General features: G+C 70.4%; 20 protein-coding genes and 1 pseudogene. 16 read left to right on the top strand and 5 right to left on the bottom strand.

All coding sequences use genetic code 11. From position 1 onward, the window contains the following. Positions 1 to 171: 171 nt before the first annotated feature. Entirely contained in the window at positions 172 to 951 is a 780-nt protein-coding gene (locus PGN14_RS14725; RefSeq protein WP_335300343.1) for a M15 family metallopeptidase, read from the bottom strand. Positions 952 to 997: 46 nt separating this feature from the next. Between PGN14_RS14725 and PGN14_RS14720 the strand changes: the two genes are divergently transcribed. From PGN14_RS14720 to PGN14_RS14705, 4 genes and pseudogenes are all read left to right on the top strand, one after another. Then, positions 998 to 1,651: an RluA family pseudouridine synthase gene (locus PGN14_RS14720; RefSeq protein ID WP_335300342.1), complete on the top strand. Its 654-nt coding sequence runs from the start codon at positions 998 to 1,000 to the stop codon at positions 1,649 to 1,651. Then, positions 1,644 to 2,042: an alternative ribosome rescue aminoacyl-tRNA hydrolase ArfB gene (gene arfB / locus PGN14_RS14715; protein ID WP_335300341.1), complete on the top strand. Its 399-nt coding sequence runs from the start codon at positions 1,644 to 1,646 to the stop codon at positions 2,040 to 2,042. The genes PGN14_RS14720 and arfB overlap by 8 nt, the downstream gene beginning before the upstream one ends. 159 nt (positions 2,043 to 2,201) lie before the next feature. Beyond that, positions 2,202 to 2,681: a GAF domain-containing protein gene (locus PGN14_RS14710; RefSeq protein WP_335300340.1), complete on the top strand. Its 480-nt coding sequence runs from the start codon at positions 2,202 to 2,204 to the stop codon at positions 2,679 to 2,681. 56 nt (positions 2,682 to 2,737) lie between these two features. Further along, positions 2,738 to 3,403 (top strand): annotated as a pseudogene (locus PGN14_RS14705) (RcnB family protein); the annotation flags it as partial. Between the two features lie 581 nt (positions 3,404 to 3,984). On the opposite strand, the gene PGN14_RS14700 reads toward PGN14_RS14705, so the two are convergent. After that, the gene (locus PGN14_RS14700; protein ID WP_335300450.1) at positions 3,985 to 5,277 is read right to left on the bottom strand and encodes a M20/M25/M40 family metallo-hydrolase; all 1,293 of its coding nucleotides are present in this window, start codon (positions 5,275 to 5,277) and stop codon (positions 3,985 to 3,987) included. Between the two features lie 76 nt (positions 5,278 to 5,353). After that, positions 5,354 to 5,806: a universal stress protein gene (locus PGN14_RS14695; protein ID WP_335300339.1), complete on the bottom strand. Its 453-nt coding sequence runs from the start codon at positions 5,804 to 5,806 to the stop codon at positions 5,354 to 5,356. 108 nt (positions 5,807 to 5,914) lie between these two features. Between PGN14_RS14695 and PGN14_RS14690 the strand changes: the two genes are divergently transcribed. From PGN14_RS14690 to PGN14_RS14645, 10 genes are all read left to right on the top strand, one after another. Next, a complete protein-coding gene (locus PGN14_RS14690; RefSeq protein ID WP_335300338.1) occupies positions 5,915 to 7,258 on the top strand; it encodes a pyruvate dehydrogenase complex dihydrolipoamide acetyltransferase in 1,344 nt (447 codons plus the stop codon). Between the two features lie 13 nt (positions 7,259 to 7,271). Further along, positions 7,272 to 7,505, top strand: a complete 234-nt coding sequence (locus PGN14_RS14685) for a hypothetical protein (RefSeq protein WP_335300337.1) — start codon at positions 7,272 to 7,274, stop codon at positions 7,503 to 7,505. Between the two features lie 102 nt (positions 7,506 to 7,607). Then, the gene (locus PGN14_RS14680) at positions 7,608 to 7,994 is read left to right on the top strand and encodes a hypothetical protein (protein ID WP_335300336.1); all 387 of its coding nucleotides are present in this window, start codon (positions 7,608 to 7,610) and stop codon (positions 7,992 to 7,994) included. Beyond that, the gene (gene lpdA / locus PGN14_RS14675; protein WP_335300335.1) at positions 7,987 to 9,381 is read left to right on the top strand and encodes a dihydrolipoyl dehydrogenase; all 1,395 of its coding nucleotides are present in this window, start codon (positions 7,987 to 7,989) and stop codon (positions 9,379 to 9,381) included. Before PGN14_RS14680 ends, lpdA begins: the two co-directional genes overlap by 8 nt. 250 nt (positions 9,382 to 9,631) lie before the next feature. Beyond that, complete coding sequence (locus tag PGN14_RS14670) at positions 9,632 to 10,423, top strand: transglutaminase-like cysteine peptidase (protein WP_335300334.1); 792 nt, start codon at positions 9,632 to 9,634, stop codon at positions 10,421 to 10,423. Positions 10,424 to 10,533: 110 nt separating this feature from the next. Beyond that, positions 10,534 to 14,658 carry a beta strand repeat-containing protein gene (locus tag PGN14_RS14665; RefSeq protein WP_335300333.1) on the top strand — a complete coding sequence of 1,375 codons (4,125 nt, stop codon included), beginning with the start codon at positions 10,534 to 10,536 and terminating at the stop codon, positions 14,656 to 14,658. 73 nt (positions 14,659 to 14,731) lie between these two features. After that, positions 14,732 to 15,475, top strand: coding sequence for an OmpA family protein (locus PGN14_RS14660; protein WP_335300332.1), 744 nt, complete (start codon positions 14,732 to 14,734; stop codon positions 15,473 to 15,475). A gap of 17 nt (positions 15,476 to 15,492) precedes the next feature. Beyond that, the gene (locus tag PGN14_RS14655; RefSeq protein WP_335300331.1) at positions 15,493 to 16,875 is read left to right on the top strand and encodes a TolC family protein; all 1,383 of its coding nucleotides are present in this window, start codon (positions 15,493 to 15,495) and stop codon (positions 16,873 to 16,875) included. A gap of 9 nt (positions 16,876 to 16,884) precedes the next feature. Beyond that, on the top strand, positions 16,885 to 19,029 hold the full coding sequence (locus tag PGN14_RS14650; RefSeq protein WP_335300330.1) for a type I secretion system permease/ATPase: 2,145 nt from the start codon (positions 16,885 to 16,887) through the stop codon (positions 19,027 to 19,029). Continuing rightward, on the top strand, positions 19,026 to 20,315 hold the full coding sequence (locus PGN14_RS14645) for an HlyD family type I secretion periplasmic adaptor subunit (protein ID WP_335300329.1): 1,290 nt from the start codon (positions 19,026 to 19,028) through the stop codon (positions 20,313 to 20,315). The genes PGN14_RS14650 and PGN14_RS14645 overlap by 4 nt, the downstream gene beginning before the upstream one ends. A gap of 107 nt (positions 20,316 to 20,422) precedes the next feature. On the opposite strand, the gene PGN14_RS14640 is transcribed toward PGN14_RS14645, so the two are convergent. Further along, complete coding sequence (locus PGN14_RS14640; RefSeq protein ID WP_335300328.1) at positions 20,423 to 22,531, bottom strand: ATP-binding protein; 2,109 nt, start codon at positions 22,529 to 22,531, stop codon at positions 20,423 to 20,425. A 274-nt stretch (positions 22,532 to 22,805) separates the two neighbouring features. Here PGN14_RS14640 and PGN14_RS14635 point away from each other — a divergent pair, with 274 nt between their 5' ends. Then, positions 22,806 to 24,194 (top strand): DEAD/DEAH box helicase, encoded by a 1,389-nt coding sequence (locus PGN14_RS14635; RefSeq protein WP_335300327.1) that lies wholly within the window; start codon positions 22,806 to 22,808, stop codon positions 24,192 to 24,194. 211 nt (positions 24,195 to 24,405) lie between these two features. Here the strand turns inward: PGN14_RS14635 and PGN14_RS14630 are convergent, their stop codons facing one another. Beyond that, positions 24,406 to 25,008 carry a hypothetical protein gene (locus PGN14_RS14630; RefSeq protein WP_335300449.1) on the bottom strand — a complete coding sequence of 201 codons (603 nt, stop codon included), beginning with the start codon at positions 25,006 to 25,008 and terminating at the stop codon, positions 24,406 to 24,408. 191 nt (positions 25,009 to 25,199) lie between these two features. Between PGN14_RS14630 and ispH the strand changes: the two genes are divergently transcribed. Then, positions 25,200 to 26,162, top strand: coding sequence for a 4-hydroxy-3-methylbut-2-enyl diphosphate reductase (ispH, locus tag PGN14_RS14625; protein WP_335300326.1), 963 nt, complete (start codon positions 25,200 to 25,202; stop codon positions 26,160 to 26,162). The last annotated feature ends 18 nt before the right edge of the window (positions 26,163 to 26,180 follow it).

The raw sequence follows: 26,180 nt of genomic DNA, 5'->3' as shown, positions 1-26,180 counted from the left end.
CCTCCCCTTCAGGGGAGGGGTTGGGGTGGGGCGGTCAGGAGCCACAAGTGCTGCTCTCGGTGAGACCTCCCCCACCCCTGCCCAGTGTCAGGTAAACGATGCCCCGCATCGTTTAGGTCATGCCGGGGGCATGACCGACCTGACACTCCTGAAGGGGAGGGGTTGAGAGGGCTACCTCCGCTTCCGCACCTTGCACTTCCCTCGCTTGCACTCCGGCGGCGGGATCGCGCCCATATACACCGGCGGTGGCGTAACCTCGCGGATCACGACCGCATCGGGCGCCACCGCCGGCGTCGCCGGAAACTGCGCCCGCGCCCGCGCGAACACCGCGCGCGCTCTGGCCGCGCCGGGCGCATTGCCGCTCGCGCCAACCCAGCGCCAGTGCCATGGCTCCCACTTCACCCGCTGGCGGTTGCCGGCGGGAAACGACATCTCGAACCCGAAGCGCGGCGCATTCGCCGCCAGCCAGCGGAACGCCGGCGTCGCGGCGATGCACGCCTCCGCGTCCGGGCAGTCGTTGAGCCGTGGGCGGAAGGCGAAGTCGAGCGCGAAGCCGGTCGCATGTTCGCTATGCCCCGGCGGCGCCACCGACTGCGCGCGGGTATCGACCGCCGCCTGCGCCTCGCGGCAGAACACCGATTGCTGGTAGCCGAGCGAGCGATGGCACGACAGCGTCAGGATACGCCCGCCCACCGTGGGATCGCCCGCCGCGGCGGCGAGCAGCCGCAGCAGGTCCGGCAGCATGTCGCGCCGCACGAGGCATGCGCCGCCCGCGTTCCACTCGCCCGGCACCGCCACCAGCTCGCCCGGCGCGACGTCGCCATAGGGCAGATGCCCCAGCACGCGCCCGTCCGCCGCCACCGACGGCTGGCGCCCGTCGGCGCACAATTGCGCCTGCGCCGGAACGGCGACGATCGGCATCAGGACGGCGGCAAGCAGGCGGCGCAGCATGACGCCCTCTGGCCAGCGGAGCGCCATGATGGCAAGGGCCGTTCCCATGCTGGGTGACCGGGTGCTCTTCCTCGACGGCGAGGCGTTGGTGATCGACAAGCCCGCGGGGCTGCCGGTGGACAGGCCGCGTGATGGCGCGATCAGCCTGGAGAATCATCTCGAATCGCTCAAGTTCGGATTTCAGCGCTGGCCGATGGCGGTGCATCGCCTCGACCGCGACACCAGCGGCTGCCTGTTGCTGTCGCGCAATCGCAAGGCGCATGCCCGCTTCCAGCAGGCGTTCGAACAGGGGCTGGTGACGAAGCGCTACGTCGCGGTGCTGGATGCGGTGCCGCGCGATTCGGCGGGGCTGATCGACCTGCCGCTGAACAAGATCTCCAGCGTCGAGCGCGGCTGGCGGATGACCGGCCACCCGCGCGGCAAGAGCGCGCGCACCGCCTGGACGCTGCTGGCGGAACGCGACGGCCGCGCCTTGGTCGAGTTCCGCCCGGAAACGGGGCGCACCCACCAGATCCGCGTCCACGCGCTGGAGGGGCTGGGGGCGGCGGTCACCGGCGACGCGGTCTATGGCGCGGCGCATCCCGCGGGGATGATGCTCCACGCCGCCGCGCTGACCGTGCCGCGCGCGGGCAAGCCCGACATCGCGGCCGAGGCGCCGTGGCCGGAGCGATTCGCCGCGGTCGGGTTCGACCATGGCTGACGTGCCCGACGATGCGGTGGAGGAACGCTTCCTCGCCGCCACCGGGCCGGGCGGACAGAACGTCAACAAGGTCGCCACCGCGTGCCAGTTGCGCGTCGACGTGTTCCGGCTGGGGCTGTCGCCGGAAACCTATCGCCGGCTGAAGGTGATCGCGGGCAGCCGCCTGACTGCATCGGGCACGCTGGTGCTGACCGCGCGCCGCTATCGCACGCAGGAGGCCAACCGCCAGGACGCCCGCGCCCGCCTGACCGAGATGCTGGTCGAGGCGGAGAAGCGCGAGGCGCGCCGGGTGAAGACCAAGCCCTCGCGCGCGGCGAAGGCGCGGCGGGTGGACGAGAAGAAGGGCCGCGCGCAGGTGAAGGCGGGTCGCGGCAAGGTGCGGCTGGATTGAGGGTTCAGCCACTGCGGTGGCCTTGCAGAACACGTCACCCCGGACTTGATCCAGGGTCCCGCTTTCACGACGACGTGGCAGAAGAAGCGGGACCCCGGGTCAAGCCCGGGGTGACGGGGGGAGGTGACGAACGACGTCCCTGCCCCTACCTGACGCACCATGTACACCTTCGACATCGCCGCCGGATCCAAGCAGGAGCTGTACCGCGACCTCCACGCCGCGCTCGACGCGCTCACCGCGGGCGAACCCGACGCGATCGCCAACATGGCCAATGCCGCCGCGTTGATCGCGCAGTATCTGCCCGACCTCAACTGGTCCGGCTTCTACCGCATGATCGACGGCGAGTTGGTGCTCGGCCCGTTCCAGGGCAAGGCCGCGTGCATCCGCATCCCGCTGGGCAAGGGCGTGTGCGGCACCGCGGCGGCGGAGCGGCGGACGCAGCTGGTGGAGGACGTCCATGCCTTTCCCGGCCACATCGCCTGCGACGCGGCGAGCCGGTCGGAGCTGGTCGTCCCGATCCTCGACGGCGAGCGGCTGGTCGGCGTGCTCGACCTCGACAGCCCCGCGCCCGCGCGCTTCGACGCGGAGGATGCGCGCGGGTGCGAGGCGCTGATGGCGTTGCTCGCCCCGCGGCTGTAACCGTCCCGCGCTTCCCGATTCGGGACACGCCGCACGCTGGTTGCGTTACGGTGCCGATGATAGGCAACTCCGGTCAGGATGGACGCGTTGCGACGCGCAATCCACGAACAGGGGAGTTTCCCGTGCTCATGCGCACGCTGCTGATCGCCACCGCCGCCCTCGCCACCCCGCTCGCCGCCATCACCGCGGAGGCGCAGGCGCCGATCGCGCATCATGGCCGTGGCTGGAACGGCGGGCATTGGAACCACGGTGCCGCGTGGAACGGCACGCGCGGGCGCTGGGGCGGGCAGGTCGGCGGCCGCTGGTGGGGCGGGATGCGCGCACCCGGCGGCTGGGGCGCGTACCGCCGCCCAGTGCGCGGCTGGGTGCTGCCCAGCTATTGGGTCGCGCCGACCTGGTACGTCAACGACTGGTCTGCCTATGGCCTGCCGCAGCCGCCGCAGGGCTATGCCTGGTCGCGCTATTACGACGATGCGGTGCTGATCGACGGCCGCGGCAGCGTGTACGACAGCGTCGGCGGGGTCGCCTGGGATCGTGGCGAGGGCGGCTATGCCGATGACGATCGCGGCTATGACGGCGTGGGCGATGAATATGGCGCGCCGCAACTGCCCTATCCCCAGCTGCCCTATCCGACGCGCGACGCCGACAACGGGCTGGGCGGTGCGGCGATCGGTGCGGTCGTCGGCGGGGTCGCGGGCAATGTGATCGCGGGGCGCGGCAACCGGCTGGGCGGCACGCTGCTCGGCGCCGGGGCGGGCGCGCTGGCCGGAATGGCGATCGACCGGTCCGATCGCGCCGGCCGCGTGCCGGTCGCCCCTCCGCCCGCCTATGGCGCGGGCTATGCGCCGCCCCCGGCCTATGGCGCCGGCTATGCCCCGCCGCCGCCGTATCGCGCGGGCGGCGCGCCGGTGGTCGCCTATCAGCAGGGCAGCTATGGCGGCGATTACGCCGGGACGACCTATTCGGGCACGACCTATTACGGCCCCGCCCCGGCCCCGCATGTGAGGCCGGCACCGATGCCGCAGCGCTATCCGGCGCCCTATGGCTATGGCGCGCCGGCCACGATGGTGGCGGGCGACGGCACGGTGGTGACGACGTCGAGCACGCAAGGCAGCGCAGGCTATGTCGCGGGCGGGGTGGTATTATCCCGGCACCACGATCACCACCGTCACCGTCCAGTCGGGCAGCAGCGCGGCCGCCGAGGTGATCGAGGAGGATGCGATCGCCTACAAGGGGCGCCGGTTCACCAAGGGCGGGTGCCGCTGCTGACAGGGACATCGTGCTCCGGCGCAGGTGAGGACGCCTATTTCTTCTCCTTGCCCGCGAAGGTGACGATGCTCTCGGCGCCGTCGCTCCCCAGCGCGGCGACACCGAAGAAATGGTCGTCCACCGCGACGCCGGGAACGTCCAGCACGGTCGCGGTCGTGTCGCGCGACTGTTGCCAGTCCTGCGCGTCCGCTCGCCGCCAATAGACGCGATACCCCGCCGCGCCCGGCACCGCGGACCACGTCACCTTCGTATCGTAGGACAAGGCGCCGCCGATCGCCGCGCTGGCGGGCGCAGGCGGCGCCGCCGCCAGCCGCGCGATCGTCGCCACGTTGATCGCGGTGACCTTCGCCAGATAGGCGAAGTCCATCCCCTCGACCGTGTCGCCATAGACGCGCCCGCCCTCGGTGCGCAGGTCCTGATGCTGGCGATCCCAATTCTCCGCCGCGACGGTGAAGCGCACCGCGGGGAAGCCCAGCGCCAGGAACGGTTCGTGATCGCCGCCGCGACCGAAGCGGTCGGGACGGCGATCGACGAAGACGTCGAACCCGCCCGGCAGCGTGGTGGCGACCTTGTCGATCGTCTTGGCCAGCGCGCGGCTGGGGCCATCATCCTCGCCGCCGATCGCACGACGGTCGATCGCCTGCACCAGCGATTCGCTGGCGCGGATCCCCTCGGAGAAGACGCGGACATGCGCGTCCTTCACCACGCCGCCCTGCCCGACCGAATTGCCGACGATGTCGTTGTTGAGCATCGCATCGACCTGCCACCCGCGCGCCTTCGCGGTATCCGCCAGCAGGGTTGCGCCCAGCAGCCCCTGCTCCTCGCCGGAGAAGGCGACATAGACGATATTGGCGCGGAACTTCTCCCGGCTCAGCAGGCGCGCCGCCTCCAGCACCAGCGAGACGCCGCTCGCATCGTCATTGGCGCCGGGTGCGTCGGCGGTGGCGTTCATCACGTCGGTGACGCGGCTGTCGATATGCGCTCCGACGATGACGTAGCGATCGGGGTCGGAGCCCTTCTGCACGCCCAGCACATCCTCGATCATGACGCCGTCCGGCGCGCGGGCGTTGACGAAACGGCGCTGCGGGCGCTCGACCGCGATACACCCGCCGCAGCCACGCGACAGCCGTGCAAATTCCCCCGCGACCCAGTCGCGCGCGGCACCGATGCCGCGTTTCGGATCGGTGGCGGACGACAGCGAATGGCGCGTGCCGAACGACACCAGCTTCTCGACGTTCGCGCGCAGGCGGGGTTGCGAGGGCATGTCGCGCGCGATGGCGGGCGTAGCGAGCAGGGTCGAGGCGGCGAGCAGGGTGCGGAAGATCATCGCGCGGTGATGGCGGAAGAACGGCCGATGCTCAACCACTTGCCCCACTGTCATTCCCATCTCCGCAGGGATGACGTTAGCTCAACCGGTCGATCGCGTCCGCGTCCAGCCCGCCCGGCACGATCATCAGCGGCACCGGCAGCGTCCCGGCCTCCGCCGCGAAGTGGCTGACCAGCGCGCCCGGCGCGCCGCTCGCCGCCGCGCCCAGCACCAGAGCGGCGATGCTGGGATTGTCGGCGATCATCTCGCGGATCACCTTCGGCCCCTCGCCCTCGCGCACGGTCAGCGCCGGGCGCACCCCGGATTCCTCCAGGATGGTGCCCGCCGCGCGCGCGACCAGCCCCTCGGCATGCTGGCGCTGCTCCTGCTCGATCGTCGCCTGTACGCCGCCGAAGGGAATGAACTCCTGCGGCGGCAGCAGCGCGAGGATCTCCACCCCGCCCCCGGTCTTCACCGCGCGGCGCGCCGCGAAGCGCAGCGCGCTCAGGGCCTCGGGCGTCTCGTCGATCACGGTCAGGTAGATGCGCATCGCGCGCTTCTACGCCCCGCATACGTAATCGCCAAGGCGCGCGCACTTGACCCTACGGCGTGCGTCCGCGACAGACGCGACTTCCCCAGGAGCCTTTCGAGGATCACGATGCCCATCGAAATCAAGATGCCTGCCCTGTCGCCGACGATGGAGGAAGGCACGCTCGCCAAATGGCTCGTCAAGGAAGGCGACACGGTGAAGTCCGGCGACATCATGGCCGAGATCGAGACCGACAAGGCGACGATGGAATTCGAGGCGGTCGACGAAGGCGTCATCGCCAAGATCGTGGTGGCCGAGGGCGCCGACGGGGTGAAGGTGGGCGAGGTGATCGCGCTGCTCCAGGCGGACGGCGAGGAGGCCGGCGATAGCACCCCCGCCCCTGCCGCGAAGGAAAGCGAGGCCAAGCCCTCCCCCGCCGACCCCAACAAGACCGGAAGCGAGGCCAAGCCGGCGAAGGAAGCGGCCGAGGACCACGGCAAGCCCGCCGACACGCAGGTCGCCAAGGAAGAGAAGCCCGCCGCCCCCGCGCGACAGGATGGCGCCAAGGAAGATGGGCGCGTCAAGGCCAGCCCGCTGGCGCGCCGCATCGCCGCGGACAAGGGCGTCGACCTGTCGGCGGTGCAGGGCTCCGGCCCCAACGGCCGCATCGTGAAGGCCGATGTCGAGGGCGCGCAGCCCGGCGCGGCGCCGGCCGCCAAGGCGAGCGAGGCACCCGCGACCGCCGCGCCGGCACCTGCGAAGCCCGCCGCGATCCCCGATATCCCGCACGAGCTGACCAAGCTCAGCAACATGCGCAAGACGATCGCGCGTCGCCTGACCGAGTCGAAGCAGCAGGTGCCGCACATCTACCTCACGGTCGACGTGCGCCTCGACAAGCTGCTGAAGCTGCGTACCGAGCTGAACGCGGGGCTGGAGGCGCGCGGGGTCAAGCTGTCGGTCAACGACCTGATGATCAAGGCGTTGGCGGTGGCGCTGGTGCAGGTGCCCAAGTGCAACGTGATGTTCACCCCGGACCAGCTCGTCAGCTTCGCGCGCGCCGACATCTCGGTCGCCGTGTCGACGCCGGAAGGGCTGATCACCCCCGTCATCACCGAGGCGGATAGCGCGTCGCTGTCGAGCATCTCGACCCGGATGAAGGATCTGGCCGCGCGCGCCCGCGACAAGAAGCTGAAGCCGGAGGAGTTCACCGGCGGCACCGCGTCGATCAGCAACATGGGCATGTACGGGATCAAGCAGTTCGAGGCGGTGATCAACCCGCCGCAGGGCATGATCCTGGCGATCGGCGCGGGCGAGAAGCGCCCCTGGGTGATGGAAGACGGCCAGCTGGGCGTCGCCAGCATCATGAGCGCGACCGGCAGCTTCGACCATCGCGCGATCGACGGCGCGGACGGTGCGGAGCTGATGCAGGCGTTCAAGACGCTGGTCGAGAACCCGCTGTCGATGCTCGCCTGAGGCAGGGGCGGCGATGGCGCAGATGCAGCTGCCCGAGGTGTGGCGCGAGTTCGCCTGGGGGCTGCTCGGCCTCGGCATCACCGCGCTGTGCTTCGCGGGCGCGGCGTGGAGCTATCCGCAAGGGTATGAGACGATCTGGGCGATCGGCGGCCTGACCATGGCCGCGGTCGCGATCCTGAGCGGGCGGGAGGTGATGCGCGTGCACGCCGCCTCCCCCGCGACGACCAAGGACATTCATCATGGCTGACACCTACGACCTCATCGTGCTCGGTTACCATGCGGTGGGCGGTGCCGTGGCTATGGTCGGTTGTAAGGAGTTGACCGGCGCGTGAGCCGTCGGCGGTTTGCCATGGCGCTGCTCGCCGCGCTGATTACATCATTTCCGATGTTGCCGGCAGTCGCTATACTCGCGGCGGCGGGCTCACCAATGCTTTCAGTTGCCTTTGCTGCAACCATGTTCCTGCCCGCGCTCCTGGGTATACTTCTGGTTCAGATGCCGCTTAAGACAATCCTGACGAGTCAGAATGTCGGCTGGGGCTATATTTTGCCGGCTGTTACAGCAGCGAATCTCACCTTGGTATTTGGACTTGCAGCAGTGCTTGATGCTTCCTTAGGCTTTATGAGCACATTGCTTCTGGTACTTTATACAATCTTCGCCACTGCGGTTTGGACGACGCTCGATGATCGAGCACTTCACGGCCGCGAAGGCTACTCTCGGGGACGTTATCATGGCTGACACCTACGATCTCATCGTGCTCGGCTCCGGCCCGGGCGGTTACGTGGCGGCGATCCGTGCGTCGCAGCTGGGCCTGAAGGTCGCGATCGTCGAGCGCGAGCGGCTGGGCGGCATCTGCCTCAACTGGGGCTGCATCCCGACTAAGGCGCTGCTGCGCACGTCGGAAATCTATCACTATATGACCCACGCCGCCGATTACGGGCTGAAGGCGGAGAAGATCGGGTTCGATCTCACCAAGATCGTCGAGCGCAGCCGCAAGGTGTCGGGGCAGCTCAACGCCGGCGTCAAGTCGCTGATGAAGAAGAACAAGGTGACCGTGGTCGAGGGCGTCGGCGCGCTGACCGGGAAGGGCAAGCTGTCGGTCAGGCAGGGCAACGGTACCGTCGAGCTGGAAGCGAAGCACATCCTGATCGCCACCGGCGCGCGGGCGCGCGACCTGCCCTTCGCCAAGGCCGACGGCAAGCGCATCTGGACCTATCGCCACGCGATGGTGCCCCAGGAGATGCCGACCAAGCTGCTGGTCATCGGATCGGGTGCGATCGGCGTGGAGTTCGCCAGCTTCTACAACGACATGGGTGCCGAGGTGACGATCGTCGAGATGCTGCCGCGCATCCTGCCGGTCGAGGACGAGGAAGTCAGCGCCTTCATGGAGAAGCGCCTGACCAAGGATGGCATAAAGATCGTCACCGGCGCGGGCGTCGAGAAGATCGACACCGATGCGAAGGGCGTGAAGGCGACCATCAAGGGGAAGGACGGGAAGTCCGTCACCGAGGACTACAGCCACGTCATCGTCGCGATCGGCATCGTGCCGAATACCGAGGAGATCGGGCTGGAGACGCTGGGCGTCACGACCGAGCGCGGCCATATCAAGGTCGACGGTTTCGGCCGTACCAATGTCGAGGGCATCTACGCGATCGGCGACGTCACCGGCGCGCCGTGGCTGGCGCACAAGGCGAGCCACGAGGGCGTGGTGTGCGTCGAGAAGATCGCGGGCGAAGACCCGCATCCGTTCGAGACGTGGAACATCCCCGGCTGCACCTACTCCCGCCCGCAGGTGGCGTCGGTCGGGCTGACCGAGGCGAAGGCGAAGGAGCAGGGCCGCGACGTGAAGGTCGGCAAGTTCCCCTTCATCGGCAACGGCAAGGCGATCGCGCTGGGCGAGGCGGACGGCTTCATCAAGACCGTGTTCGACGCCAAGACCGGGGAGCTGCTGGGCGCGCACATGGTCGGCGCGGAAGTGACCGAGCTGATCCAGGGCTATGTCGTCGCGCGCCAGCTGGAGACGACCGAAGCCGAGCTGATGGAGACGGTCTTCGCGCATCCGACGCTGAGCGAGATGATGCACGAGAGTGTGCTGGGCGCCTACGGCCGGGCGCTGCATTTTTAGTACAATGTAAGCCCCTCCCCTTCAGGGGAGGGGTTGGGGTGGGGCAGTCACGAGCGGCAGTCTCGGTGAGACCTCCCCCACCCCCAACCCCTCCCCTGAAGGGGAGGGGCTTTTCGCTCACCTCACCCCAAATACCTTATGGTGGACAGCGGCTTAACCGCGTCCCTTCGTAAGTTCTTCCGCTGTTCCCGGCATCTTCGGGGACATGAAGTACGCGTTCCGTCTTCCCCGTTCGCGAGTCGCCGCCCTGATGACGGCGGCGGCGCTCACCGTTGGCGCCGAGGCGCGCGCCGATGACCTCGCCGTCGACGGCGGCGGACGTCCGACGTCCGCGCTCGCCGCGATCGTCGCGCGACAGGGGGGCATCCCCGTCGCTGCGGCGTCGGTGGCGGCGGTGCCGCGCGCGAGCGCCACTGCCGATCGTTACGGTCTAGCATCGGTTCCTTTCGCGACCGTTAACCGCGACGCACCGGACGTGTTCGGCTCCACCTCGCTGCGGGTCGGGCGCACCCCGCTGGACGCGCGGTGGCAGCGCGTGTCGCTGGGCGCCGCGCGCGGGCTGAACGAGCCGGCGCGGCGCTTCGTCGCCTCGATCCGTCACCTGACACCGCGCGAGCAGGTCGATGCGGTCAACGGCTGGGTCAATGCGCGCGTGACCTTCCAGGCGGATCGCGACGGGCACGACGACTGGGCCAGTGCCGCGCAGACGCTGCGCAGCGGGCGCGGCGATTGCGAGGATTTCGCGATCGCCAAGCTGCAATTGCTGCGCGCACTGGGCCATCCCGCGACGTCGCTCTATTTCGTCGTCGCGCAGGATCTCGTCCGGCGGCAGGGCCATGCGGTGCTGGTGGTGCGCCAGCAGGGCAGGATGCTGATGCTCGACAGCAATACCAACCGGATTCAGGACGCGACTCGGCGCGCCGACTATCGCCCGATCCTGTCCTTCTCCGCCGATCGCGCGTGGATCCACGGCTATGCCAGCGATCCCCAGCCGATGCGCGTCGCAGATGCCGATCGCGACCGCCCGAGTGTGACATTATGATGCCATATCAGGAGCTACTGCCCCAAATCTGGTAAATTCTCAGTTAACGTCGTTGACCTTTCCCGACTCCGGCGCGCTACAATGCGCGTCGGAGTTCGGGAGCGTCATCCATGGTCAGTGTACGTGTCGCCGCAGAAGCGGCCCCGCGGGTGCAGGACGAGCAGGGCCGCGGCCCCCTGCCCGCCGCCGCGACGGACGGAGCCACGCGCACCATCACGGGCCAGGGTGGCGGCACGATGCGCATCGCGGTGCCGGTCGACGGCGTGGTGCAATTGCCCGCCGGCACCGACCTGGGCACGATCGTGGCGGACGGGCGCGACCTGGTGGTGGCGCTGCCCGACGGGACGAAGCTGGTCATCGTCGACGGCGCGGTGTTCGTGCCCGACCTGGTGGTCGGCACCGTGGAGGTTCCGCCCACCACGTTGGTCGCGCTGCTGATCGGGCACGAGCCGCAGACCGCGGCCGGTCCGCCGTCCAGCTCGGGCGGGAATTTCGCGGTGCCGGTCGGCACGCTGGGCGACGCCTTCGCACTCGGCGACCTGCTGCCGCCCACCGCGCTGGCCTTCACCGTGCCGACGTTCGAGGATATCGACGTGCGTCCGCGCACGGCGGCGATCGACAATCTGTTCCCCGACATCACCATCACCACGCCGGAAACGCCGGGCGGCGCGGTCGATGCGGTCGCCACCGTGTCGGAGGCCGGGCTGCCCGCGCGCGGCGGCGAGCCGGCGGGGTCCAACGCCGCCTCCGATCTGGAGATCACGACCGGCTCGGTCCAGTACGATCCCGGTGACGGCCCCGCGACCGTCGCGGTCGACGGCACCGCGATCACCGCGGTCGGGCAGACGATCACCACCACCTTCGGCGTGCTGACGATCACCGCGGTGCGCGCCGACGGGTTCGACTATCGCTACACGCTCAGCGACAATACTTCCGGCAGCAACGTGCGCGACGTGCTGAACGTGACCGTCACCGATCGCGACGGCGATGTCGCGACGGGGACGCTGACGGTGACGATCATCGACGACGTCCCGACCGCGCGCGCCGACGTCGACAGCGTCGCGGTGCCGACCGGCCCCGCTGCGGCGTCCGCGACCGTGGGGGTCGACTTCACCGATGCCGCTTTCTGGTCGGGTGTGCCCGCGGGCAGCACCTCGGTCGCGCTCAACGGCGCGACGCTGTCGTCGATCAACGGCGCGCTGAGCTTCTATCTGGGCGCCAGCGTCCTGTCGCCGAACGACGGGCGCGCGGGCCAGGGCTGGACCAACGAGATCGACGCCTACAACGACCAGCCCGAGGGGCTGCGCATCACCTTCGCCACCGCGCAGTCCAGCGTGCGGCTGGCGCTGGGGCAGATGTACGAGGAGCGGACCTTCGGCCAGACGCCGGAGGCGGAGCGCGTCACCGTGCTGGTCACGCTGGCGGACGGGACGACGCAGACCCGCACCGTCGCCGCCACCGCCACCTCGCAACCCGGGATCGTCAACGTCGCGCTCAACGCGTCCGATTTCGGCGGCGTGGCGATCGCCTCGGTCGTGCTGACCCCGGACCTGACGCCACCGACCGTGCCGGCAGGCGTCAACGGCGGCGCCAACGCCACGCTGCCCTATTCCGAATTCGTGCTGCGCGGCATCAGCTATGACGTCATCGACGCCACGCCGCCGACCGCGCCGTTCGCGGACGGCAACGTCCTGACGGGGGTCGGCGGCACCGATGCCAACACCAGCGACGGCGTCGCCGATGTGCAGGGCGCGGACGGCGCCACCGTCACCGGCGTGGTCGCGGGCGTCGTCACCAGCGCCGCGGGCAATCTGGGCAGCGCGGTCGCGGGGGCGTTCGGCACGCTGACGCTGTCGGCGGACGGCAGCTATCGCTACGTCCCCTCCTCCACCAATGCGGAGCTGCGCGCGCTGATCCCGGGCGAGACGCGCACCGACACGTTCACCTATACGATCATCGACGGCGACGGCAGCACGTCGACCACCACGCTGACGATCACGATCGACGGCACCGACGATCCCGTCGCGCTGACCGGGCTGACCCCGGCGATCACCGGCGGCGACGTGATCGTGGCGGAGGCGAACCTCGCCAACGGCACCGCGCCCGATGTCGCCGCGCTGGCGCAGCCGGGCGACTTCACGATCGTCGCGCCGGACGGCTATGGCAGCCTCAGCATCGCGGGCCAGACGGTGATGACCGGGGGCCTGTTCACCGCCACCACCATCACCACCCCGCTTGGCAACACGCTGGCGATCACCGCGTTCGACGCCGCCACGGGGCGCGTCAGCTATCAATACACGCTCAATGGCCCGATCGATTCCAGCGGCACCGCGGGCGACCGCGTGACGGAGACGTTCAACGTCGTCGCCACCGATCGCAACGGCTCCGCGACGCAGGGGTCGCTGGTCGCGACGATCGTCGACGATGCGCCGATCCTGTCCGCCGACGTCGACAGCGTCACGGTCGGCACCCCTTCGGGGCAGCAGGTCGCGACGACGGCGGTCGACTTCACCGACGCCAGCCTGTGGAACGGCGTGCCCGCGGGCAGCACGCAAGCCGGGTTCGGCGGCGGCGGCGTCACGCTGTCGTCGGTCAATGGCGCGCTCGGCTATTATCTCGGCGCCAGCGTCTTCTCGCCCAGCGACGGACAGCCGCGGCAGGGCTGGACCAACGAGGTCGACGCCTACAACGACCAGCCGGAGGGGCTGGTCCTCTCCTTCGCGCAGGCGCAGTCGACGGTGCGCATCTCGCTGGGGCAGATGTATCAGGAGCGATTGTTCAACCCGACGCCGGAGTCGGAAAAGGTCGACGTCACCGTCACGCTGGCGGACGGATCGACCGCGACCCGCGTCGTCGCCGCTACTGCGACGACGCAGCCGGGGCTGGCGGAGATCACGCTCACTTCCGCCGACTTCGGCGGTCAGGCGATCCGCTCGGTCACGCTGACGCCCGATCTTGCCACGCCGACCCCGCCGGCGGGCGGCGGCACCCCGGCGAACCTCAACCTGCCCTATTCGGAATTCGTGCTGCGCGGGGTCGAGTTCCAGACCACGACCGACACCCCCGCCTCGCGCTCCTTCGCGGACGGCAACGTGCTGACCGGCATCGGCGGCACCGACGCCAACGCCACCGACGGCGTCGCCGACCGGCTGGGTGCCGATGGCGGACAGGTGACCGCGGTGGGGCTGGGCTATCAGGTCGGCACCGGCGGGGTCGGCACCCCGCTGACCGGCACCTATGGCACGCTGACGCTGGCGGCGGACGGGTCGTACACCTACGTCCTCAACAACGATCTGGCCGCGGTGCAGCGGCTGTCGGGATCGAACACGCTGGTCGACCGCTTCACCTATACGGTGACCGATGGCGATGGCGACCGCGCCTCGACCCAGCTGACGATCACGATCCAGCCGCCGAGCGCGGCGGCGCGCTTCTCCGCCTCCGCCGCCCCGGCGGTCGCGGTGGAGGACAGCGCCGCGCTGCACCTGTCGCGCGCGACCGAGACGACGACCGGCACCACCACGCTGACCGCGGCGCTGCTGACCGCCGCCGTCGCCGCGAGCGAGCCGGCCTATGCCCGCTCGCTGCCGCCGACCAGCGACGCGACGCATCCGACGACCGACACCAGCGCGGCAACCGCAGCGACGCACCCTGCCGCGACGACCGAGCTGGTGCATCAGGTCGCCACGATCGAGCCCGCCGCGGCGCCCGCGACCACCGCCACCGCGACGACGCACCCTGCCGCCACGGCGGAAGCGGTGACCTCCGGCGGCGAGCATGCCGGGGTCGCGGGCAGCTACGTCCCGGCCACGGTCGAGGCGACGCACGAAGCGCCCGCGCATGCCGATACTGCGGCGGCAACGCCCCCGCCATCCGCGGCGGCGCCACCCGCGGTCGCGCTGGCGGAGGGGATCGCGCTGCCCGCCGCCCTCGCCCCCGCGGCCGAGGCGCCCGCCGGCGCCCCCGCCACGGCGGCACAGGTGCTGGCCGACGTCCTGCATGGCGGGGCACCCGCGCACGCGCCGGGGATCGACGCGCTGCTCGCCGCGCTGCCCGCGCCCGATGCGACCGCGGCCGGCGGCGATCACGCTGCGCCCGCGCCCGCCTATGTCGCGGCGAACGACACCGGCGCGGCGGAGGCGATGTCCGCGGCGTGGAACGCGATGGCCGCCGCACATGCGCAGGCCGCGGCCGTCGCCGCGCATGACGGGGTGACAATGGTGGCGCATTCGGCCTGACGCGTGCATGTCGGGGGGCGTACCGATTCGGGACGGGGGCGGCTCCGGATCGGCACAACAGGGAGTAGGTCGAATGAGAGATGGACTGGTCGCCGCCGCGGCGACGCTGCTGGCGATGGCGGCGCAACCCGCTTTGGCACAGGGCGCGTCGATCGCGGATCTGCGGGCCGAGATGACCCGCAACTACGATACCGCGCTGGCCGCGACGCGCGACCGCGGCGTGATCGCGGCGGACGACAGCCGCTACGTCTGGGCATCGGAGGCGAAGGTCGCGTGCGGGATCGCGATCGGCTATCTCAAGACGCGCACCGTCGATGACGAGACGATCGCGCGCTGCCGCAGCTTCACCGGGCTGATGACCAACGCCCCCGCGCCTGCCCCGGCGCCCGCCGCCGATCCGCTGCCGCCCCCGCCACCACCGCCAACGGGCGACGCGCTGCCACCGCCCCCGCCCCCGGCGACCACCGCGGCCTGCCCGGTGGCGTTGCCCGCTGAGGTGCATTTCGACTGGGCGTCCGCCACCCCGCTGCCGGAGAGCAGCGCGATCATCGAATCGATCGCCACCTCCGCCGCCGCGTGCGGGGTGCGTGCGGTCACCGTCGTCGGCCACGCCGATCGCTCGGGCGGCGAAGGCTTCAACCAGCGGCTGTCGCGTCGCCGCGCCGACGCGGTCGCCGCCGCGCTGGCGGCGGAGGGGATGGCGCGCGGCGCGATCCAGGTCCGCGCGGTCGGGGAGCGCGATCCGGCGGTGCCCACCGCCGACGGCGTGCGCGAGCCGGCGAACCGCCGCGTCGCGATCAGCCGCAACGAACGATAAGAGGGAGGAGCCACCCCATGCGTATCATTCATGCGTCGATCGGCGCGATCGCCGCCGTTCTGGCCGCCTCCACCGCGGGTGCGACCGACCTGCGCACCGCGATCGCCACCGCGATGGAATCCAACCCGGAGATCAACCAGGCGGTCCAGAACAAGGAAGCGATCGAGTTCGAACGCGAACAGGCGCAGCGCCTGTGGCGTCCGCGCATCTCGGTCGAGGCCGCGGGCGGCGTGCGCCGCGTCGACAGCCCGACGCGCCGCGCGATCCAGGCCGATCGCGATGCGCTGGCGACGCGCGAGGCGAGCGTGTTCGCCGACCAGACATTGTTCGATTCGGGCCGTCGCCGCTCCGAGCTGGCGCGCCAGGCCGCGCGCACCGATGGCGCCGCCAGCCGCGTGCAGGAGCGGTCGCAGTTCATCGCGCTGGAGGTGACGCGCCGCTACATCGACTATCTGCTGCAACAGCGCATCCTCGCCGCGGCGGCCGACAATGTCGCCTTCCACCAGAAGCTGGCGGGCGATCTGGGCCAGGGCGTGCAGGGCGGCTCGGTCAGCATCGCCGACCAGCAGCAGGCGCAGGAGCGGCTCCAGTCCGCGATGGCGCGCCGCACCGAGGCGCAGGAGGAGCTGGAGAATGCCGCGATCAGCTTCCGCACGCTGACCGGCCTGCCGCTCGACGATGCCACGCTGCCGGCCGCGCTGACCGCGAAGATGCCGCCGTCGCTGTCGGAGGCGATCGCGCTGGCGCGCACCGACAATCCGCGCGTGCGCGAGGCGGTGGCGGACGTCGATGCGGCCTATGGCGTGCTGGGCGTGGCCAAGGCCGCGCTGGGGCCGCGCGTCAATCTGGAAGGCCGCGCGCGCTATGGCGAGGATGTCGACGGCTTCCGCGGCTATACCAGCGACCTTCAGGCGCGCGTCGTGCTGCGCTGGGACCTCTACACCGGCGGCGTCAACCAGGCATCGGTGCAGGAGAATGTCCGCCGCACCAGCGAGGCACGCTTCCGCCTCCACCAGATGGAGCGCGAGGCGGAGAATGACGTGCGCACCTCGTGGAACCGGCTCCAGCAGCAGACCCGACTGGTCGGCGAGTTGGACACGCAGGCCGGCGTCTCGAACGACCTGATCCTGTCGTATCGCGAGCAGTTCAACGTCGGGCGCCGCTCGCTGCTCGACCTGCTGGATGCGCAGAATACGCGCTACAATGTCGTGGTGCAGGCCGAAACCGCGCGACTGGCGCAGCTGTTCGCGCAATATCGCGTGCTTGCCGCCACCAACCAGCTGCTCGACGCGATCGGCGTCACGCCGCAAAAGGCCGCGATCGGCGACGCGCGCAAGCGGTACGATGTGCCGATGACGCCGCCCGCCGAACTGATGGACCGCCGCTATCCCAGCAAGTAACGCGAACCGATGAGCATCGGTGACTGGTATGGCGACTGGACGCGCGAGCGCGATCCGGTGCTGGCGTGCATGGTGCGGCTCGCGGTGCTGCACGATCGCCCCGCCGCGCCCGCACGCATCCTGACCGGGATCGCGCTCGATGACGACGGCCGCCTCCCCTTCCATCAGGTGGAGGCGGTCGCCGAACAGCTGGGGATGACCGCGCATCCGGTCGCCCGCCCGTTCGCACGCTGGCCCGCCGATGCCGCGCCCGCGCTGCTCGCCACCACCGGCGATCGCGCGATCCTGCTGCTGGAGGTGACGCGCACCGACGCGCTGGTGTTCGTGCCGGGCCGCGAGGAACCGTTCTGGACGCCGCGCGCGGCGCTCGCGCCGTTCCTGACCGGCGCAGCGGTGCGGATCGACGCCGATCCCACTGCGGAGCGCGATGCCGAGCGCCCGTGGGAGCGCGCGGTGCGCCGCCACTGGTTCTGGAGCGAGGCGTGGAAGATGCGCGGCGCGCTCTGGTACGTCATGCTCGCCGCGGCGGTCATCAACCTGCTGGGCTTCGCGGTGCCGCTGTTCACGATGAACGTCTATGACCGCGTCATCCCCAATCGTGCCGCGGCCAGCCTGTGGGTGCTGGCGATCGGCGCGGTGCTGGCGCTGGGGCTGGAACTGACGCTGCGGCTGGCGCGTGCGCGGCTGATCGACGAGGTCGGGCGGCGGCTCGACGCGCGGCTGTCGCAGAAATTGTTCGAGAAACTGCTCAACCTGCCGCTGTCGCAGCGGCAGGGCAGCACCGGCGCGCTCGCCAAACGCGTGTCGGATTACGAGCAGGTGCGCGATTTCTTCGCCTCCACCACCGTCGTGCTGACGGTCGACATCACCTTCCTGCTGCTGTTCCTGATCATGATCGCGGTACTGGCAGGCTGGCTGGTGCTGGTCCCCGTCGTCGGAATCGCCGCGATGCTGATCGCGGGCTGGCTGCTGCAACGCGCGATGGCGCGCGTCGCGCTGGATGCGCAGGCGGATTCGGGGCTGCAACATTCCGCGCTGGTCGAATCGATCGGTGCGCTGGAGACGCTGAAGGCGGTCCATGGCGAGGGGCGGATGCTGGGCCGCTGGCGCCGTCACGCGCAATCCAGCGCGATGACGCAGGAGCGGTTCCGCCGGCTGACCGCGATCAGCGTCAATCTCGCCACTTTCTGCCAGCAGGCGATCACGATCGGGCTGGTGGTCGGCGGCTTCTACCTCTTCTCCGCCGGCACGATCTCGATGGGCGGGATCATCGGCATCGCGATGATCGCGGGGCGCGCGCTGGCGCCGATCGGGCAGTTCGCCTTCCTGATGACGCGCGCGCGTCAGGCGCTGCTGACGATGGCGACGCTCCAGCGGATGATGGAACAGCCCGACGAGCGCAGCGAGGGCGCCCGCACCATCGCGCCGGCGATCGCGGCGGGGTCGCTGGTGCTGGATCACGTCGCCTTCGCCTATCCGGGCAGCAGCCGCGCCTCGCTGAGCGATGTGTCGCTGACGATCCGCCCGGGTGAGCGGATCGCGATCATCGGGCGCGTCGCCTCGGGCAAGTCGACGCTGGGGAAGCTGTTGTGCGGGCTGCACGCGCCGGGCGAGGGCAGCTACCTGATCGACGACATCGACAGCCGTCAGTATCAGCCGCACGCGATCCGCGAGACGTTCCGCTACGTCGGTCAGGATGCGGAGCTGTTCAGCGGCACGGTGCGCGACAATCTGACGCTCGCCGCCAACGGCGCCGACGATGCACAGCTGATCGAGGCGACGCGCAAGGCGGGCGCCGACAGCTTCCTGGCGCGCGACGCCGCCGGGTTCGACCTGCTGGTGGGCGAGCGTGGCGCGCGGCTGTCGGGCGGGCAGCGCAGCTTCCTGGTGCTCGCGCGCGCCTTCGCCGCGCCGGCCAAGCTGCTGTTCCTCGACGAACCCACCGGCGCGATGGACACCGCGAGCGAGGCGCTGTTCGTCCAGCGGATGCGCGATGCGATCCAGCCCGACCAGACCGTGATCGTCTCCACCCACCGCCATGCGCTGCTGGCGCTGGTCGACCGGCTGATCGTGATCGATGCCGGCCGCATCGTCGCCGATGGTGCGCGCGACGCGGTGCTGGCGCAACTCGCCGCGATGGGGGCGCCGAAATGACGCTGCCATTCAGGACGGGGCGCGATCGCTGGGACGCGCTGGACGGCACGCGCCGCATCATCCTGATCGTCGGCATCGGCTTCTTCGCGCTGCTGCTGTGGGCGGGCCTCGCGCCGATCGACGAGGTGACGCGCGGCGAGGGCCGCGTGATCCCGTCGAGCAAGGTGCAGGTGGTGCAGGCGTCCGAAGCGTCGAGCGTGCGCCAGATCCTGGTCCGCTCCGGGCAGCAGGTGAAGAAGGGCCAGCTGCTGGTGCGGATGGACGACACCGAATCCGCCGCCGCGCGCGGGCAGATCGAGGCGGAGCGCCAATCGCTCGCCGCGCGGTCCGAGCGGCTGGCGGGCGAGGTGTCCGGCCGCAGCGCCGATTGCCCGCCCGGCACCCCCACGGCGCTGTGCAACAGCGAGGCGCAACTGGCTGATCTGCGCGCCGCGACGCTGCGCAGCAAATTGTCCGGACTCGGCTCCGCGATCGAGCAGCGCCGCCGCGAACTGGGCGAGGCGCAGGCGACCGTGGCCTCGCTGCGCAGCAGCGTGGGGCTGGCGCAGAAGAACGTCGACATGCTGGCGCCGCTGGCGGCCAAGTCGATCGTGCCCCAGACCGAGTTGCTCGCGGCACAACGCGACGCCAACGACCAGCGCGGACGGCTGGCAGCGGCGCAGCAGACCGTGTCGCGCGCGATGGCCGCGGTGCGCGAGGCGCAGGCGCAGGCATCCGAGGCGAACCTGCAATTCCGACAGGAGGCGCTCAACGAACAGAGCCAGCTGAACGCCAAGATCGCGGTCAGCGACCAGTCGCTGCGCGGCGCCACGGGCAAGCTGGCGCGGTCGGAGATCCGCTCGCCGCTGGCGGGCGTGGTCAACGACGTGCAGGTGACGACGATCGGCGCGTTCCTGAACCCGGGGCAGAAGATCATGGAGGTGGTGCCGCTGGGCGATCGCCTGCTGGTGGAAACGCGCGTGACGCCGAAGGACATCGCCTTCATCAAGGTGGGCGATGCCGCGACGGTGAAGGTGACCGCCTATGATTTCTCGATCTACGGCGGGCTGGACGGGCGCGTGGTGCAGGTGTCCGCCGACAGCATCTATGACGAGGTGAAGCGCGAGCCGTATTTCTCCGTGATGGTGGAAACGCGCCGCGCCTACCTGACGATGGGCGACCGCCGCCTGCCGATCACCCCGGGGATGCTGTGCGACGTCGAGATCGTGACCGGGCGCAAGAGCGTGCTGAGCTATTTGCTGAAGCCGGTGCTGAAGGCGCGGAGCGAGGCGCTGCGGGAGCGGTGACTTAGCCCCGTCACCCCGGACCTGATCCGGGGTCCCGCTTCTTCTGCACCGTCGGAAAGAAAGCGGGACCCCGGGTCAAGCCCGGGGTGACGACGCATCGAACCGGATCACTCCGCCAGTAACCCGCGCACCTTCCCCGCCAGCGCCTCCATCGCAAACGGCTTCGTCAGCAGCGCCATGTTCGGCTCCAGCTGGCCGTTGCCGATCACCGCATTCTCCGCATAGCCGGTGATGAACAGCACGCGCAGTTCAGGCACCAGCGCCAGCGCGGCATCCGCCACCTGCCGCCCGTTCATCTGCCCCGGCAGGCCCACGTCGGTCACCAGCAGGTCGGGCCGCACCCCCGTCGCCAGCAGCCGCAGCGCGGCGGTGCCGTCGCCCGCCTCCAGCGTGGTATAGCCCAGCTCGCTCAGCACCTCGATCGCCAGCATGCGGATGGTCGGTTCGTCGTCGACCACCATCACGGTGCGGGCGCCGTCGGAATGCGGCGCGCGATCCAGCGACACCGCGGGCGCCTCGTCCGCCTGCGCGCTGCCGTAATGGCGCGGCAAGTAGATGCACAGCGTCGTCCCCTGCCCCAGTTCGCTGTAGATCCGCACCTGCCCGCCCGACTGGCGCGCGAAGCCGTAGATCATCGACAGCCCCAGCCCGGTCCCCTCGCCCAGCGGCTTGGTGGTGTAGAAGGGGTCGAACGCGCGCGCCTGCACCTCGGGCGACATGCCGGTGCCGGTATCGGTGACGCACAGCGACAGATACTGGCCCTCGCCCAGATCGCGCTCCTTCGCGGCACGTTCGTCGAGCCAGCGGTTAGCGGTCTCGATCGTGATCCGCCCGCCGTCGGGCATCGCGTCGCGTGCGTTGATGCACAGGTTGAGCAGCGCATTCTCCAGCTGGTTGGGATCGACCAAGGCATCCCACAGCCCCGCCGCGCCGACCACCTCGACCGCGATCGCGGGGCCGACGGTGCGGCGGATCAGCTCCTCCATCCCCTGTACCAGCCGGTTGACGTCGGTCGGGCGCGGATCGAGCGTCTGGCGGCGCGAGAAGGCGAGCAGGCGATGCGTCAGCGCCGCCGCGCGCCGCGTCGCGCCCTGCGCCGCGGTGACGTAGCGGTCGAGGTCGCCGATCCGCCCCTGCGCCACGCGGACCTGGATCATCTCCAGCGCGCCCGAAATGCCGGTCAGCAGATTGTTGAAATCATGCGCCAGCCCGCCGGTCAGCTGGCCGACCGCCTCCATCTTCTGCGCCTGGCGCAGATGCTCCTCGGCGACCATCAGCTCGGCGGTGCGCGTCTCCACCTCCTGCTCCAGCCGCGCGTTGAGCGCCGCCAGCTCGGTTTCGGCGCGGCGCCGCTCGACCGCGTCGCGGGTGCGCTCCGCCACCTCGCGCACGAACGCCAGCTCGTCGGCGGACCATGGCCGCGGCACGGCATGGTTGAGGTACAGCAGCGCGACGAACCCGCCCTGCTCGGTCACCGGCATGTTGATGAACGACATCGCCGACAGCTGGCGCAGTCCCTCCGCGGTGTCGCGGGTGCGATCGTCGTCGCGCACGTCCGCAATGGAGACCGTGACCCCGTGCTTCAGATCCTCGATATACGAACCATAGTCGCGGAAGTGCAGGATCGGCGGCAGCGGCGCGATCCCCTCGCCGCAAAAGGCGCGCTCGGTCACGATCGTCTCGGCCACCGGATCGACCGTGCCATAGCCGGCGCGGCTGACGTCCAGCGCCTGCCCCAGCACCGTCGCCGCCGCCAGCGCCAGATCGCCCGCGTCGCCGGGCTGGCGCAGCCGGTCGCCCAGATCGACCAGCGCGGCGAGGCGCAGCTCGGCACGCTTGCGCGCATCGATGTCGAAGCTGATCCCGGGGAAATGCACCGCGCGCCCGTCCTCGTCGCGGTCGATCCGCCCCTGCGCGGCCAGCCAGCGGGTCCGCCCGTCGCGTCCGACGACGCGATATTCGGCATCGAACGGTACGCCGGTGGCGATCGTCTCCTCGATCGCGGAGCGCACGCGCGGCAGGTCGTCGGGATGGATGCCGTCGAAGAAGGTGGCGATCGGCGCGCCGCTCGCGGCGGTTTCCGCGGCGACGCCGTACAGTTCGGCGAAGCCCGCATCGGCGGTGACGCAATTGGCCAGAATGTCCCAATCCCAGCGCCCCACGCTGGGAGCATCGGCATGGCGGCGGTGTCGGGAGGTCGCGGTCGGTTCGGTCATGTCAGGGGTGCCAACGAGATAAACCCTAAAAGGTGTCGCAAACATGAATAATGATGGAACGTCAAAGAGATACGGGCGGCGCCTTGACGTTTTGCGGTGCAGCAGGCATATCGCCGAGCATCGGGACGTCGGCAGCGTGATCGGGCTTTACGGCCCAGGCTCCGTCCCGGTCAGTAGTTCACGGGCTTCCCAAGTCACGCGGGGTGTCATCTTTCCCCCGCCCCTCGCACGCCATGCCGCGTGCGAGCCCGGCATCGTACAGGATTGAAATTCTATGCCATTCGCCTCCCTCGGCCTCGCCGATCCGCTGGTGCGCGCGCTCGCCGCCAAGGGCTATAACGAACCCACCCCGATCCAGCGCGACAGCATCCCGCAGCTGCTGGATGGCCGCGACCTGCTCGGCATCGCGCAGACCGGCACCGGCAAGACCGCGGCCTTCGTGCTGCCGTCGATCCAGAATCTGGTCGCCGCCAACAAGCGCGTGCTGCCCACGCACTGCCGCATGCTGGTGCTGGCACCGACACGCGAGCTGGCCGGGCAGATCGCGGACAATGCGCGCGCCTATGCGCAATTCTCCAAACTGTCGGTCGCCACGATCTTCGGCGGCACCAGCATCGCCAAGAACCGCAACGACGTCGCGCGCGGCGTCGACATCCTGGTCGCGACGCCGGGCCGCCTGATCGACGTGGTCGAGCAGGGCTATCTGAACCTGTCGATGATCGAGATCCTGGTGCTGGACGAGGCCGACCAGATGCTCGACCTGGGCTTCATCCATGCGCTCAAGAAGATCGTGCGGATGCTGCCGCGCAAGCGCCAGACCTTGTTCTTCTCGGCGACCATGCCGCCGTCGATCCGCCAGCTGGCGGACCAGTTCCTGCACGATCCCGCGACCGTCTCGGTCGTACCGCAGTCGACCACCGCGGAGCGCGTCGACCAGTCGGTGATCTTCTGCAACCAGACCGAAAAGCAGGCGCTGCTGACGATCATGCTGCGCGACATGCCGATCGATCGCGCGCTGGTGTTCACCCGCACCAAGCACGGCGCCGACCGCGTCGTGAAGCTGCTGGCGGGCAACGGCCAGGCCGCGGTCGCGATCCACGGCAACAAGAGCCAGCCGCAGCGCGAGCGTGCGCTGGCCGCGTTCAAGTCGGGCGAGGTCAAGGTGCTGGTCGCGACCGACATCGCCGCGCGCGGCATCGACGTGTCGGGTGTCAGCCACGTCTTCAACTTCGAACTGCCCAACGTGCCGGAGCAGTACGTCCACCGCATCGGCCGCACCGCGCGCGCGGGCGCCAGCGGCGAGGCGATCGCCTTCTGCGCGGACGACGAGAAGCCGTACCTGAAGGACATCGAGAAGCTGACGCGACAGAAGGTCGCGGTGGCGCCGCTGCCCGACGACTTCCTGCGCCAGGCGGAGAAGATCAAGGCCGAGCGCGTCAAGGCGATCGGCGCCGACCCTGCCCCGCGCGAGGATCGCCCCCGCCAGCAGCGCGGCCCGGCGCGTCCGAAGGCCAGCCACGCGCCGCGTGCGACCAGCGGCAGCCCGCAGGACCGCAACTATGCCAACGCCAGCCGTCGTGGCGGTGGTAACGGCGGTGGCGGCCGCAGCGGTGGTGGCCGTCGCGGCGGCGGCGGTCGCCCGCAGGCGCAGGCGGGGCGGTAAGCGAACGGCGGGGGTCTTCTCGGGAAGGCCCCTATCCTCGCGGACCCACTAGCAAACGTCATCCCAGCGAAGGCTGGGATCTCCCGGGGCTCCTGCCCCGCCAGACAAGCAGAAGGCCCCTGCCTTCGCAGGGGCGACTTAGAGGTTGCCGGTCGAACGCTGCGCCGTGGCATAGGCCCCTGCCTGCGCAGGCGCGACGCCCGCGGCGATATCACCGCGTCGCGTTATACTTCAGCTGGTCCTCGGTCAGTTGGAAGCCCACCAGCGCCTCGAACGTCGCGGACAGCACCGCCTGGCGCACCGCGGGATCGGCGAGCGGGTCGACTGCGGCATCCTCGTCGCCGGCCTTGCGCTTGCGGGTCAGGCGGTCGCGCACCTCCTGCGGCACCGTCGCGGCCGCGCGCGATACCGCGCTGCTCGCCTCCGCGGTGGCGGTCGCGACCGGCTGACCGGCATCGAAGTGCAGTTGCACCTGCCCCAGCCGCTTGGCCACCACCTCGCTGCCGCCGCGCGTGATCGCGATGAAATAGGGCAAGGTCACGTCGCGCACGCCATCGGTGCGGGACCGCCGCGCGCGCACGTCGAAGGTGACGCGCGTCGTCACGTCCGCGCCCTGATCGTCGCAGGTGGAGCGCACGTTGCTGATCGCGGCGGACAGGTCGATCGCGCTGGCGACGCGGCTGGCGGGCGGGTCGAACAGCGTCACGTCGCCGGTCCCCGCGGGCACGCCCACCGTCGGGCACGCGCTGCGCACCGCGGTGATGCCGACGCCCTGCGAAACGTCGATGTCCCCGCTCTTCGCACAGCCCGCCATCAGCAGCAGGGCGATCGGCAGCAGGGCGATCGTGGGGGCGGCAAGCGGGCGAGCGATCAACGTAACGTTCCCGGACAATTGGGCACACGCGAGACGGGGCCGCCCGGCACTCGGCAGGCACGGCCCCGTCTCGCCGCGCCACCATAGGAACCGACTATCGCCGGGGCAAGCATTCGCGTAAGCGCTGCGCCATGGCCGAACCCGCATCCCCACGCCGCCCGCTGGAGCTGTTGATCGCCGCGCCGCGCGGCTTCTGCGCCGGGGTGGACCGCGCGATCCGCATCGTCGAGCTGGCGATCGAGAAGCACGGCGCCCCCGTCTATGTCCGGCACGAGATCGTCCACAACCGCTTCGTCGTCGACGCGCTGAAGGCGAAGGGCGCGATCTTCGTCGAGGAACTGGACGAGGTGCCCGATGGCGCGCCCGTCGTCTTTTCCGCGCATGGCGTGCCCAAGTCGGTGCCCGCCGCGGCGCAGAACCGCGGGCTCGACTATCTCGACGCCACCTGCCCGCTCGTCTCCAAGGTCCACCGCCAGGCGGAACGGCTGGTCGCGGCGGGGCGCCATATCGTCTTCATCGGCCACGCCGGCCACCCGGAGGTGATCGGCACCTTCGGCCAGGTGCCCGAGGGCGCGATGTCGCTGGTCGAGACGGTGGAGGACGTGGCGACGCTGACGGTGCCCGACCCCGCCAACCTCGCCTTCCTGACGCAGACCACGCTGTCGGTCGACGACACCGCCGCGATCGTCGCGGCCTTGCAGGATCGTTTTCCGCTGGTGCAGGCGCCGCGCGGCGAGGACATCTGCTACGCCACCTCCAACCGTCAGGCGGCGGTGAAGGCGATCGCCTCGGCCTGCGATGCGGTGCTGGTGATCGGCGCGCCCAATTCGTCCAATTCCGTCCGGTTGGTCGAGGTGGCGGAGCGCCAGGGCATCCGCGCCGCGCTGATCCAGCGCGCGAGCGAGTTGGACTGGGCCTTCCTCGACGGCGTCGGCACGCTGGGCATCACCGCGGGCGCCAGCGCGCCCGAACTGCTGGTGCGCGAGCTGGTCGACCGGCTCGCCACCCGCTTCGACGTGACCGAGCGCGAGGAAGAGACCACGCGCGAGACGATCGCGTTCAAGCTGCCGCGCGGGCTCGACGCCGCCGCCTGACCCCTCCGTCACCCCGGA

This window comes from Sphingomonas adhaesiva, from assembly GCF_036946305.1.
GTDB classification, from domain to species: Bacteria; Pseudomonadota; Alphaproteobacteria; order Sphingomonadales; family Sphingomonadaceae; genus Sphingomonas; species Sphingomonas adhaesiva_B.
This window is presented reverse-complemented; position numbering and strand designations above follow the sequence as displayed.